A 16,169-nucleotide genomic window follows, 5' to 3' on the forward strand; every position below is an offset into this window, starting at 1 on the left:
CTATTCTGCTGATCTTGGTTCATCTGTAGGATACTGTACTCCAAAGTTATACTTCTCTACTACATGTCCTATTCTTTTTACTAATGGATTTGGTGTTGTAAATTTACTTCCAACTGGTAGTGTTACTGGATCTACTTTTATTATAAAATTATTTCCTCTTACACTTTCTATTGGGATATCCTCTATATGATATCTTCCAAACTTATCAGTTGTTACCACTAATCCATCTATAGTTGAAAGTTTAGCTCCTGCTATTCCTTCTTCATGTACTCCTAGATTATATAGCTCTATCTGTTCATAATAGAATCCTGATACCTTTATAATCTTTCTATTTACTTTTAATTTTTCTCCTACTTCTCCTCTTCTCAACTCTCCTTTTTCTATTTTGATCACTTTTCCATTAGGGAGCATTGTTAAGTGAAGTCCACTATCAGTAGTTATTTCCAATATTGAGATCTTATCTGGAGATTTTATTCTTCTTCTTAGGATCATTTTTGGTATCTCTTCTGTTTCCAACTCTCTACCTAAAATATCTCCTAACTCTCCATTTTTTATTCTAGTATAGTACCAATAATACTTATTAGTATTTACATACCAACCATCAATATTTTCATAATTATCTCTATGAGATTTTGTCTCGATTCTTACATCATAAGCATTAGCATCATCTTGCCAACCATCTCCATCTCTGTCATGGAATACCTTACCAATCACAGTAGACATATCAAACAATCTATCTAAAACAACATCTACAAAGGCTCTAGCTATATTTGAAATTCTCTTATCTTTCTTATTTGCTACATGAGCAATATTTTCATATACATTTGGTGTAACTCCTGTTCCAACTCTTAATATATATGTGATTTTCAAATTCTCTTTACCTTTTAATTTAGGAATAATAAACTCCATGTGTTTTCCAGAAAATTCTGGTTCAACTTTCTGTTTTACATATTTTCCTGCTTCATTTTTTCTGTAGATTCTTGCTGTTCCTTTTACATATCTAAATCCAGGTGGCAACTTATCCCATACATGGATCTCTGTCAATCCTCCACCAGAGTCTTTAGTATTTGTAATATCTAGTTCATAAGCTACTAGATCTCCAACACTAACTTGCTCTTTATTAGCTTGTTTTGAAATTTTGATTACTTCATCTTTTTCAATTGCGACTAAATGTGGTGGTTCTGGATCTTTAGCATTTATTATATTGTTCTCATCATAATTATATTTCTTACTTTGAAGAACTCTCAATGCTTTAGTTTCTGATCCTGAAATATGTCTTGATTCTATGAATTGTCCTGCATTGTGTACTGGCACTGCATCTTCCTCTATATCTACACCAGGAACTTTATTTTCAATTGCCTTTTCTATTGCATCTTCTACATCTTGAGGTAATTCATCATAGACTTTTACTCTAAATATAGCCTCTGTTACTCCAGTTCCTTTTTTATCTTTTAACATAGGTGGAAGAATAAGTTTACCTTTAATTCCCACTGATTTTGTATCAACATCACTATTTTTAAATAACTTTTGAGTTTCCACAAAAGCACTTATAGTATTTTTACTATCTTCCACTTTCTGTTCTTCGTGGTATATAATTCTAGGTTTTTCATTCTCTTGTAAGTTCATATCAGTGTAATGAGGAATATTTCCTAAAATTTCAACAACTTCATTCTTCTGTTTAGCCAAATGATTCAGTCCTTGAATTTCCACTTCTTTATTAAATGGATTTACAAAAGTAAATTTATACTCAATAGTTTGTCCTGTTTCTACAATTTTCTTAGGATTATTTTCAACTTCTTTTCCTGACATAGTTTCTAGAACTCTTGAGGATAGCTCTATTTGAATTCTATAATCAATTGGAATTTCTGCAAAAGCACTATTAGTTTTATCTGTTTTAGTATCTTTCGCTTCTACTTTATTTACTAGATAATCTCTAGCTTCCAATCCATTTGTTAATGGAACTTTTAATTTTACTCTAAATTTAACTTCTACATTTCCGTTTGCTTTTATTTTTATATCTCCAGAAATATCTTTACGATCTTTGTTATATTTTAAAGTATTTGAAATTGCTCCACTAACCTCTATTGATTTATCAATAAAATCAACAGTATCAAATAGTTCTATGTTCTTTTCTTTTTTGTCCTTATCTTTAACTTTTTCAGTTAGATAATCTTTAAAGTTTACTATTTTCTCTTTAGTAGATGGGTTGAATAACTTAATTGTATATTCTAATTCTTCATAAGGTTGTAGCACATGATTTTCTGGATTTGTCCACTTAGAATTTTCATCTTCTTCTTTTGGTCTTACATCTAGAGCTTCTTTTTCAACTCTAATTGTTACATCAAATCCAAGTCCTTCATCAATAATTTCTTCTGGAACGAATAATCCATTTTTAATAAATGCAGTGTTATAGAATTTCTTATCTTCATTTATTCCTGTATTTTCAAATGTACTATTAGCTTTGAAAGTTATATTTAATACAGCTCTTTCTTTTCCTTCCAATGCAGTTGGTAATGAATATTTTAATTCTCCATTACTATTAATTACTGATTCAGGTATAATTCCTATCTCTTTATATGAAGTTTCTGATTTTTCTTTAAAGATTTTTAAAGTCATACTTTCAACTTTTGCAAATTTTAACATATAACTTAGATCATCTTCTATTTTAATATCACTTACATTCTGAGCTGAATAGTTTTCAATCTCTATATCATACCAGAATTTTTCTGTAGGATATATGAATCTATCTCCACTTTCATCTAAAGATGTCTTTTTAGATTTTAATAGTGATTCAAGATGTGGTCCTTGAGTGTATGCTCCTTCATCATATTTTTTATCTGAATTAGGTTTTATTAATGCTGTATTTTCTAAATAATGAGGATATTCTATACCCTTAATCTCAGATTCATTTTTAACTTTTACATCAAAAGTAACTGTTACATACTCTTTAGGCTCTATTCTCTCAATAATTGCATAGATTCTATTCTTAGTATCTGGTTTTACATCTTCTGGTTTAATTTCTTCTCTTGAAATTTCATTTAATGGTTTGTAAATAGTAACATCTTTTCCTTTACTATTAACTACCTTGAAACTTCCCTCTATAAAATCAGCTACCTTATAAACTTCTTTCCATCTCTCTGTATCTTCTACAAACAATGGACTCCATGCAACACTATCTCCACTATTGTAAATTCTAATAAAGTATCTCACTCTATCTCCTGGTAAAACTACTACACTTCTATTTTCACCATTTGAATCTACCTCATTATGATCATCAAAAGCAAAGTAATCTTCTAGTGGTTTAGAGTAATCTATATTTCCATTTTCATCTGGTCTATATGCTTCATAGTCCTTACTTGCTGCTATTTTTACCTCACTTTGAACTAAAATTGGTGGTTCTGGGTCATGTATCTCTTGACTTACACCACTTTCTGTTATAGTTACACTATTTGGAAGTTCTGTATTTTGTTCTACTTTTACAGGATTATTTATTACAATATCAAATTCAATCTCTAAATATTTTTTATCAAATTTAGCTACCTCTGCTTTGATATTTGTATCTGTAACTGTAAATTTGACATTGTCATCTTTTCCACTTACATTTTCTAATCCTTCTACAACTCTTATACTTCCCTTATCAAGTTTAGCTACATTTTTTCCATTTGGAGAAAGTGTATTAGTTAAATCATCTTCAACTACAACATCACTTATTATACCTTGTGTTGCATTTGTAAATTTAAGTGTGTATGTTACTCTTTCACCAGCAATAACCTCTCTATCTCCACCTTGCTCTTTAGATACTTTTATTCCAGTTACATTTTTCATATGAACCTTGTATTCTTCAACTTCTCCACTTCTTGCATAACCAGTGGCATTCATAATCTCATCTTTATCAGCTGAATATCTAACTCTTAAATATCTAAAGTCTAGTGGTTCATCTTTTCTTAACAAGATAATACCTGATAGAGCTTTTTCTAAATCATTAGGATCGATAGTTAACTCTTGTTCTTGTTGTGTAACCTTATGTACATCACCTATTCTTACCCAATCAAAGTTATCTTTTCCTCTATTATTTCCTGTTAACCAGAAACTAATATATCCTTCTTGAGAAGTTTTAACTTTTATTTTGTTTTCTTGCCCTCTTGTTATTTGGACAATTTTTTCTTTTGCATTGTCTTCATCAACTTTTGGTTCTTCTCCATTTACAAGCATAATTCCATCAGTGTCATCATCAGGTTTTATCTCATTTTCAATAGAGATCTTATCACCAAGTTTATAAAGTTTTGAAACTATCTTAGTTTTTGGATCTATTATTCCTGCTCTAAAATGAATTACTGTATCTTCTGAATCTTTGTTAGAGTAATCTCTTTCCATTAATCCATATGATACCCTTCTTCCTTTTACTTGATTTTCATCATCAAAGTCTGGAATATATTGTCCTGCTATTAATCTATCTTTTACTTTAAATTCCTCTTTTTTATAAAGTTTATAGTCATTTCTATTAACTTTATTTTCTCTATTACTACTTTCAGTAATTTTCATTCTAAATTTAAAGCTCATAGCTCTATTTTCTTTTAAGTTTTCAAAGTATACTTTGTATCTTGTAATATCTCCATATCTTCTTTCCATTTCAATACTACTAATATTTCCAGTATCTTTTGTTAACATTTCAAAGTAATTATTTCCATACTCTTCAATTTTATCAAATAAAACTTCTCCTAATTTTGTTTCAAAATAGATGTATTTACTTTGAACAGCATTTGTTTTATTAATAATAGTTACTGTATGCTCTACTGTTTCTCCCGGAACAATATTTCTATCATGTTCTCCAACCAATTTATTTTCAGATGTCATAAATCCTAAATCAACTGGATAGTAATCTTCATCTTTTTCCATTCCAAACACAGCATCTAGTCCCTGTCTTATTACAACTTTATGCTCTTCAATCTCTCCTGTTACAGCCATTTTTTCCTCAAGCTCATTTTTATCAGCAGAAATTCTAATAATAAATGCTTTTTCAAGTTCATTCTTATTTGCTTCCACTAAATATTCTGGAAGAATAAACTCTACATCACTATCACCATTTAAAACTAATTTAGTTGGTGTTGTTATTTGAGTATCCTTATCTCTAAATTCTAGTCTATCACTGTTATCTATTGAAGTATCTTTTATTTCTGTAACCCAAGCTGAAATAAATCCATTTCCTTTAGCTTTAATTTTTATTTTATTATTTAAGCCATCATATAGGATATTATTTCCTAAATTATCCTTAGCAAATTCTACACCATCATTATCATCTGATATTTGTGGTTTATTTTCCTCATTAACTTCTTTTCCTAAGAATAATCCATTATCACCTGTTGTTAGGTAATGTCTTGTAGATTTATCATCTTTACCAACTTCAACAAGATTTCCAGCATAATCTCTATTCATTAAAGTTAAGCTTACTCTGTTGTCCTCATGATAAGGTTTAAATTCAGGAATATGATTATCATAAATTAATCTATCTTTTAAATGGAATTTATAATCAGAAGTTTCGTTTCCTTTTTTCACTCCTTCTTTTAAATTCTCCTCTGTAACCTTGAATCTTAAAGTTAATGTTCTATATGAAGAACTTGGAATGTGTGGAACAAGAATTGTATATTTATATCCATCAACAGGTAAAATTATTCTTTCACTGTGATGTCCATATACTTCTGACTTACCTTGAACCTCTCTTTTTCCTACTTTCTCCTCTACTAACTCTACAAATTCTCCAGCTATGTTACTATTGTAGACTAACCATAAATCTTTCTGAACACTATTTGTTTTATTTAAAATAGTAATCTTATGCTCTATTATCTCTTTTGGAGAGATGTTTCCATCTTTATCTCCATAAACTGCTATATTAGGCATTCCATTTTCTTCAGAATTATAGTTATAAATTATTCCTAAATCTTCTGGCTTATAATCTTTTTCAGTTTCATTTTCATTACCAAATTTTACTGTTACACCAGAAATAATTTTTACTTTGTAGTCTTCCACTTCCCCAGCAGTTGCCATTCCAGTAGGATTTTCTACCTCTTTTTCACTAATAGGGCTGTATCTTACTCTTATAATTCTATCTTCTGGTATAGCTTTATCCTCTAATTCCTCTCCTAAGTCAAATGAAATATGTACACCATTTGGATAATTTTTTATAACATCACTTTCTATTTTTAAAGTGTTTCCTTTTTCAGCAAAATTATTTATATCTTCTTTTGGAGTTAATCTAATATTTAATTTTTTAGAATTTTTCCAATCTTTTGCATCTTTATCACTTAACCAAACAGAAATATATCCAGAGTGTGTAGGTTTTACTACTATCTCATTTGTTAAGTTATTATAAAGGATATTTGTTTTATTTCCTTGTTCATCAACATTAGTACTGAACTCTACACCATCATTATCATCTGAATTAACTGGTCCATTTTCTTCTGTTATTACACTTCCTAGTATTGCTGGATGAGAACTACTTTGTTCTTTTCCTTTTGTTGTAATATAGTGTCTTGCATCTGTTGTTGCATCATAACTTCCTACAAAATTATTTCCATAATCTTGTTCCATTACTTGGTTGTTAATTCTGTTTTCTATTTTCTTTTCTATTGGATTTATCTTATCTAAAACTAAAATATCTTTTATTATTGATTTTTCTATTCCATTTATTTTTTCAAAAGATTCTCCACTTACTTTAAATCTTACTGTAATAGTTATATCTTTTTCAGCTTCTATCTCTCCAACTGTTATCTTATATAGGAATAATTTTTTATTTATCATGCTTAAAGTCATCGTACTATTATTATCTTCTATATTTACAACAGTTCCATTTTCTTCTGGAGTTATATGTGTATAATCTGCTTTTCCTTTTTCATTGAAAACTAACTCTAGTAAATTACTACTTAAATAGAATTCTCTATTATATTGTTTTACTTTAGAAAGATTTTTTATACTAATTGTATGCTCTACAACTTCATTTGGTGCAAAATATCCATCTCTATCTCCTAAAGAAAGTTTATTATCTTTATGTTCTTCACATGGAATTCCTAAATCAATCAAATTATATTTTTCAGTTTCAAAAGTTCCAAACTTAACATCTAAACCTGAAACAAGTTTTACTTTATAATCTTCTACTTCTCCTGTTTTTGCCATTCCAGTAGGTTCTTCAATATCTAACCTATCCATAGCATATCTTACTCTTATTACTTTATTTTCTGAAATTGTTGGATCTTTTAATAGATCATCTAAATTAAAGTATACATCTACCTCACCACTTTCTATCTCTACTGGTGTGTTTATTTTATTAGTTTCTAATGGCATAACAATATCTATATTTGTACGTAATTGTAATGGTATAGCATTATCCCATTTAGAAGTATTATTTTCATCAACTAACCAAGCATTGATATATCCTTTATGAGTTGCTTTTACTTTAATTTTATTAATAGAGTTATTATAAACTACATTTTCTGTTTGTCCATTTATTTCTTTCTTTTCAAAAATAACTCCATCATTATCATCTGAATTAACTGGTCCATCTTCTGATGTTATTACACTTCCTAGTATTGCTGGGTGTGTCCAAGTTGCTCTTGTTATTCCTGATGTAATATAGTGTCTTGCATCTGTTGTTGCATCATAACTTCCTACAAAATTATCTCCATAATCTTGTTTCATTAGTTCAATACTTACTCTATGATTTAAGTTTTCTTCTTTAGCAGTTTCTTTTGGAAGTTCAATATTTGGTTCTACTCCATCATATACCAATTTATCTTGAATATATGATTTACCATCTTTGAAATCTTCTCCAGTTACTCTAAATTTAACCTTAAATGTAAAGTCTGATTTAGGGTTTACAGTTTTTAATTTTATTAAATACTGATTTGCTTCAATAATTTTACTATCCATTATAGGAGTTATTGATTCAATTTCTCCAGTGCCAGTAGTAATAATCTCAAAGTCCTTACCATTATATCCACCTTTAACTAATGTATTTAGATTACTCTTGAAAATAATCTCTTTATTCTTTTGAACCTCATTTACAAAGTTTTTAACTGTTATTGTATGTTCTATTATCTCATTTGGTGCAAAGTATCCATCTCTATCTCCTAAAGATTTATCACCATGTTCTTCACAAGGTACTCCTAAATCTAAAGGTATATATTTAGCATTTTCAACCTTTCCATCACCAAACATAACGTCCATTCCAGTTTGAATTATAACTTTGTAATCTTCTACCTCACCAGTTAAAGCTGTTTGCTCTGGTTTTTCTAAATCTTTTTTATGAACTGCATATTTTACTCTTAGTACTCTTTCTTCGCCATTTGTAGCTGATAATTTTGGCACTATAAAGCTAATATGATTGTCTTTATTTACTTTTACTTCATAAATATTAGTTTCCACTGTTTCAGTTTGAGAATTTTCATCTTTTGGTTTATTAAGTGAAATATTATATTTTTTATCTGCTCCTAAACCATCACTTAACCATAATGCAATATAACCATTGTGAGTTGCCTTTACTTTAATACTATTTCTCATATCAGAGTAAATTATATTTCCTGTTTCAGCTAGATTTTTTACATCTGGTTTAACTTCACCAAAAGTAACACCATCATTATCATCTGATAGTTGTGGTCCATTTTCTTTTGTAACTGTTTTTCCTAAATAAGCTGGGTTTACAGTTCCAGAAGTAATATAATGTTTATCCTTTGTTGAATCATAATTACCTACAAAATTTTCTCCATAATCTCTTAACATAGGAATATCTTTTTGTGCTAACTGAATATTTGTTACTTTATCATAAGCTTTTTGAATGAAATGCCAAGCTTTATCTTTTGTATTTCCATCTGTAACCTCAGTCATATTTTCAGAAGTAATTTTTACAAGATAAGTTAATCTTAAAGTTTCTCTTCCTTGAATTTCTTTAATTTTTATAGTGTATTCACTATAATTATCAGAATTAGCAAGTGGCATTATACCATTATCTACTTTAATTATTTGATCTATTTGACTTGTCTTATCTTTTTCTTCTTTTATAGATTCATTTGAACTATCATTATCTGATAAATCAATGTTTCTTGTAACACTTACAAGTTTTACTTTATCATCAGTAATTACTCCATTATTTATTCTTAATTTAAGTTCTTGGTTTTCTTGAGTTAATTTAGATAGGTTTGTAAATGTTACTGTTTGCAACACATATTCACCAAGTCCAATATTTTTATCGTTAGTTCCTACCATTTTTTCTTTTATTGATTGATATTTATCTGCAGTTAAACCAAGTCTATCTGCATTCATATCTTCTGTAAGTAATTTTTCATCAACAGGAACTCCTAAATCTATTGTCTTTTCAAAATTAACTTCAAATCCTGGAATTAATTTTACCTTATAATCTTCAACCTCTCCAATCTTATTATATCCCTCTGCTCCATTATCACTTTGTAATAATGAATATCTTGCTCTTAATATAAATGTTGGATTTTGACTATATGAGTAATTTTTATTTCCAATATTATTTGTTCCAAGTTTATTATCAATTAAAACTGATAATTGATTTTCTTCTTGTAATGGAGTTTCTTTTTTATTTACTACAAATAAAGATTTTTCTCCTAAAGATGTTGCATAATCATTTGATAATTCTTTCCATGATTTTGTATTAATATCTGATAACCATAATCTTACATATCCATCTTGTGATGGTAAAACAGGAATTAGGTTTTTGAAATTATTATAAAGAACTATTGTACCTTCTGTATTTGTTAAAGGTACTATTTCTTTGTCTTTAAATTCATTATCTCCACCTATTGTAACACCACTGTATTTTGGAAGAAGTAATCCATTATCTACTGAAAACTCTTCTTTTGAACTATTTTCTGTTGATACAGTTTTTCCTAATTTTATTAAATGTTCCACCATGTTATCTTGGTTTAGTTTTTCCAACATTAATTTTTTATTAACAACTTGAACATTTGATTTATTAACTTCTGTATCAATTATTGATGCAACATAGTTTCTAGCATCATCATTAAAATAATTACTTCCAAAATCTTTCTCAAGTTTTCTTTTAATAATATGGGCATTATTTTGTTGACCATTTTCTTGTCCACCACCATCATTATTATTAACAGTTAATCGTCCTGTTACTTGAGAAGTTCCTTTAGTTATTTCTTCTTTTAATACTCTAGCTCTTACTTTTAGATAAAGTGAAGTATTTGCTGGAATATATTTTAATGTTATTTTATATTTATTATTATTTCCAGATGAACTAATATTATTTATTTCCTTTATATAAGTATTATAATCTGCCTTTTCTATAACCTTAGGATTTTTAGAATTATCTTCTATAAACAGCTGTGCTTGATGTTGTTCTACCCATTCAGCATTAGTAATTTCAGCATCAATTACCATCTCTGCCCCTTGGTTAATTTCAGTCATATTATAAATTCTAATTAACTCTATAAATTCTTCTTCTGGAATTAAATGTCCATCATGGTATCCAGCTCTATTTCCTTTACCAAAATTGCTATGTCCATCACTCAAGTTATCAGTATTAATTCCACCTCTGTCAACTACAATTCCTAAATCTTGAATAAATTTATCTTCTGTTGATTTTTCTAAAATAGCTTCCTCTATCTTGTCATCAATATCTTTAAAGTGTTCACCATTTATAGAATCAACAAATCTTACATTTATTCCTGTTTGAAGATTAACAATATATTCTTCAACTTCTCCAGTTCTTCCAACTATATTGCTATTTTTTAAATCTTCTTCATCAAGAGCATATCTTACTCTTAATAATTGTTTAGTATTTGGTTTATCAGGTGTTTGAATATAGATTTCATTAGGTTGTCCACCTGTTACTCCTATTGTTTTTATTTCTTTAGCTGTCGGTTCACTACTCTCTCTAAGAACATCTATTGCAGAACTCCAATTTTTATTTGTATTTGTTCCATCTTCATTAGTCATCTGAATTCTTATAAAGCCATCATGTGTAGGGTAAACAGTTATCTTATTTCTATAATTATTATATAGAGATTTTTCACCATTTGCATTAGCTTGTATTTCTACACCATCATCAATATCTTGACTTGGTTGATTTTCTTTTGTTACATTTTCAACTATATTTTCTTTTCTTAGTTGTACAAAATTACCATTTAATTCCCCTACTTTTGCTAAATAATGTCTTGGAGATTCTGTTGCATTACTTGGATTTCCATTGTTATTTCCATAATCTCTTTGCATTACTTTTTCAAATATTCTACTTGATCCTAAATCACTCTTACTTGGATCTTCAAAATCAACAAATATCTTATTCATAGTTTTCCAGTAAGAACCATTAGTTTTAATTATATCTTCATTTGTAATTTTTTCTACAAACTCAATTATAATTTCCTCTTTTGATTCTATCTTATCAATAGTTATTTTATATTGATTCATATTTCTATACTCATTAGACTCAACACTTGGAAGATTTTCATAAGCTACCTTATTAATAGAAATCTTTTTATCTCCTGTTGATTTTTTAGATACTACTTTAATTATAGAATTATCTGAATTTGTTGGATTTATTTCATCTTCTCCTGTAAGTTTAGCTATTTTTCCTAAACTTGAAGTAAAGATAAATGTTTTCTTTTCTTGAGGATAATCTGTATAGTTTTGAATTTTTATTCTATGTTTTACATATTCCCCATATCCAATATATTCATCATTAAATCCACCTTGAGATTTTACCTCTGTTCCTGTTAAAGTCCAATCTTCTGTTTTCCAATTTTTTTCATAGAATCCTAAATCTTTTGGTTTATAAGTTGATTCATTTTCATTGTCAAACTGAACATTAAATCCTCTTACAACCTTAAGTTTATATTCTTCTACCTCTCCAGATTTTGCTGGACCATATGGTTTTATAACATCTTCTGGATTTAAAGCATATCTAATTCTTAAATATTTAAATCCGTCATTAATATTTTCACTAGGCTTTTCAAAGTATCCTTCAAGATTTGGAATATGTAGTAATAAATCTGCTTTTCCATTTTCTTTTATAACCACTGGTTTTTTACCTGATTGATCTGTTTCCTCAGTATTATTTATATTATGAGGATCATAAACTAATCTATCAATTAGTTTAATACTATAATCTGTATCATAATCGTTTGCACCATTAGTTGTTGGATTATTAGATAGCCATACTGAAATATATCCTTTTTGAGTTACTTCTAAAGGAATTCTATTAATCATATTATTATAAATAACATTTTTCTTAGTAATTTCTTCTTTTGCAAATGTTAATCCATCATCTTCAGTAACTTCATTTTCTATTTGTTCTTCTGTATCAAGAAGTTTTCCTAATTTTATTAAAACAGATGGATCTAGTAATACATCATCTGTATTTGTTGAAACAATATAATGTCTAGCTTCTGTATGAATATTTTTATTATAATTTCTTAACATACTACTTCCATAATCTCTTAACATCTCTTTATTAGAAGTTGCATAGATTTTATATTTTTCAGCATTATCTTGTCCAACTTTATCTTTTGCTCTTATTCCATAGTAAACTTCATTAGATAAATGCCAATCTTTTTTAGCTATTAATATTGGGAATCCACTTGTCATATCAGTTGGAGAAATATTAGTTTCTTTTCCTTCTCCTAAAACTTTTTGTTTTAGTTTAATAATTAAAGTTTCATCTCCCATTAATTGCCCTAAAGTAACTTTATACTCTTTAGCTTTTTTCTTATCTACAAGATTTTCTTTTTCTCCTAAAGCTTCTATTGTTACTTTTCTAACTTGAGATTTATCATTTTTAGAAATCATATTCTTTTCGTCTTTATCCCAAATTTCAAAATAGTCTAAATAAACCTCTCCAATATCAGTAGTATAAGTAAACTCAACATTTCTTTGCTCTACATCAGTTCTATTTTTTATAATAATATTATGTAAAACATCTTCTGTTGGTGCTAAATATCCATCTTTTACTCCCACTCTTTTATTAGAGTCATTTACATTTTCTATTCCTAGATCAGTGTACTTATCTAACTCAAGCTCAACAGTTGGTACAACAACTACTTCATAATCTTCTACTTCTCCAGATCTTGCCACGCTTTCCATAGTAGCAACATCTTCTTTATTTAAAGCATATCTAATTCTAAATCTCTTTGCCTGTCCTAGATATCCTTTTGGAGTTTTAAAGTATATTATTGCTTCGTTTTTATCATTTGGTTCTACTGGCATTGGCTCTTCATAAATTGGTGTATTTTCTTTTGGTTGTAAATTATCTTTTGTTATTGCCATTTCCAACTTATCTGTTGCTTGCCAAGTATCATCATCATCTGATAACCATACTGTTATATATCCCTTATGATTTAAATGAAGAGTTACTTTATTCCATGCATCATCATAAATAAGGTTTTTACCTTGATAATTTCCTATTTCTTTTGGTGCTCCTATTTTATTAAACTCAACTCCATCATCAGCCTCATTAGAGTTTAATCCTGTTCCAACCTTATCATTATTAGGTTGTTCCTCTGTTGTTACTGTTGTATGATCTTTTGGAGTATTATTAGTTTTATCAATTACTCCTGTTCCAAGATACATATCAGAAGTATAGTAATGTCTTACTGCTTCCTTAACATCTTTATTTTTTTCTTCAGATAAACTTACACCATAATCTCTTAACATTGGTAACAATTTTGGTTCTCTATCTGGAGTATCTTCACCTACAACTTTATTATTTTGATCAAATATAATTTGACTTATAGTATTAAAAGTTCCGTTTTGTTCTCCAGTAAATTCATCTGTTATATGTTGTCTTAAAGAGATAGTTAAAGTTTCATTCCCTAAGATTTTATCAACTAAAATTTCATAGTATTTAGAACCATCATTTGGATATTTCTCTGGCTCTCTTGCTATCAATTTATTAGTTGAATCTACTACTCTTATTCTATGATTTTCTTCTACCGGACCAGCTGGATTTTTTTCATCATTAGGATTTGGTCTCCAAGAGCTTACTCTATTTAAAAAGGCTTTCTTTTCTGTGTTACCTTTTATTGTAGATTCTATCCAAATATACGGCTCTTGTGAATTATCTTTTGTTGTTTCTAACCAACCATTATTGATTTTTAAAACAATCGGATTCTTATCTGTTTCCACAAATCCATTTTGTTCTACATCTGTTTTATTAATTATTTCAACAACATTTTCAACTATTTCACCTAAAGAAACATTTTTATCATTTACTCCAACTCTTTCTTTTTGACGTTCTGACTCATCTGTTTCATCTTTAGCAATAGAGTTAGTTTTATTCTCTAATGAATCTACATATTTGTCAGAGTCTATTCCTATATCTTTAATCTCTTTCAATCTTACATTAATTCCACTAATAAGTCTTACGTTATAGTCTTCTACTTCTCCAGTATAGGCAGTACCTTTAGGATACATTATTCCTTTACCTTTAGCAGTTTTATCACCATCTTTTATTTGTAAATCCTCTTGAGCTATTGAATATCTTGCTCTTATAATTCTATCTCTACCAATTCCTTCTGTAACTTTTATAAATAGACTAGTTGGTACTTTAGAACTGTTACTTTCTGTTACTAAAGCTCCTGTTTTTTCTGGGAGATTATATTTTCCTTCTATTTTATTATAAAGGTTATAAACACTTACTTTTTCATGTTCACTAGCTTTTATCAAGTCTTTTAGACCTTCTCCCCAAGAACTCTTATCATTAAATACTGTACTGTTATTTATCCAGAACGTTATATAACCTGGGAAAGCTGCTGAAACATTTATTCTATTCTTAACATTACTATAAAGAATTGGTTTTCCATTTACTCTTGGAAGTACTAAACCTTTGTCAACTGCTTCTGTATCTTTTATGCTATCATCTTCATCAACTATACTTGCTAAATCTTGTTCCTCTTTAAAGTTTCCAAGACCAACTCCAACTGCATTATTTTGCTTATTGTCAAGTCTTACTATATAGTGTCTTGCTTCTTCTGATAAACTACTATCACCATCTATATATCCACTTCCATAGTCTCTTCTCATCTTAGTAGAATATTCATGAGTTATAATTCCATCTACATATGCTCTATCAACATATGCCCATTTTTCCTCATCTTCTCCTATTACTTCAGCATCAAAATATACATATAGAGTTTCATCTTTTCTTATGGCAGGATTTTTATCATCACCAGTAATTGTAAAAGTATATCTATTTTCATCTTTTACTAATTCATTTTTAGTGATTTTTATTTGTCTATTATATTTATCTTTTACTTCTCCTGTTTCACCTTGTGTTTTATCACCATCTATATAAATTCTAGGATTTCCTAAAATATTTTCTTTTACTATTATTTCACCAATTTTAGCTCCATACTCTATCGCTATTTTAGGTTGATCTGTATAAGTTAAGTTTCTAATCTTAATACTTCTTACAAATGGTTCACTAGGAATTAAAGATTTATCATCTGATCCTACAAGATATTTCTTTCCTTCATTTGTTATAGTTATACCTTTATCTTCTAGTTTATGTAATCTTGCTTCTAATCCTAATCTTAATTCTACTGGATAATCTTGAGTTTCACCACTTCTTGCTGTTATATCTGTATCTTCTATATCCTCTTGGTCTAAAGCATATCTTACTCTAAAATATTTTTTCTCATTATTATTAAAATTACCTTCATTATCTTTTTCTATAACATGAGAAAGATTTGGTATTCTTATTTTTACTTCATGTTTTTTATCTTCTTCTGATAAATACACAATATTTTTTCTTTTTATATCTTTTGTAGTTTCAGGAGCTTCTAATTCAGAAGAAATTACCTCTACTATTTTACTATCCTCTATTGATTTTTCCCATTCTTTATCATTTTTATTTATCCAGAAACTTATATAACCTTTGTGTGATGGAAGTATCTCTAAAGTATTTATTAGGTTATTATAAAGAACTGTACGAGCTTGATTAGTAACTTGATCTGTTGTTGTTTCTTTAAATGCAACTCCAGACTCTCTACCTTCATCAACATGAATATCTGGAAATTCAATAGGAGAATACTCTGTAGTTAAATCACTTGCTAAAGCAACTACTTTAGATTTATTTTTATCATCACTATATAATAAATAGTTTCTTGTTTCAGTTAAGTATGAAGAAGTTTTAT

The 16,169-nt window shown here is 28.3% G+C and carries 1 protein-coding gene (running past one end of the window); it reads right to left on the reverse strand.

The window, feature by feature from the left end:
• On the reverse strand, window positions 1-16,169 hold the 3' portion of the coding sequence (locus ABNK64_RS06755) for a hypothetical protein (RefSeq protein WP_349763891.1). The gene runs 13,975 nt beyond the window's last position; 16,169 of the gene's 30,144 nt are visible here — the last part of the coding sequence; its start codon lies off the right edge, out of view — the gene reads right to left on this strand; the stop codon is at window positions 1-3.

It is taken from the genome of Fusobacterium sp. SYSU M8D902 (assembly GCF_040199715.1).
In the GTDB taxonomy this organism is placed as follows: Bacteria; Fusobacteriota; Fusobacteriia; order Fusobacteriales; family Fusobacteriaceae; genus Fusobacterium_A.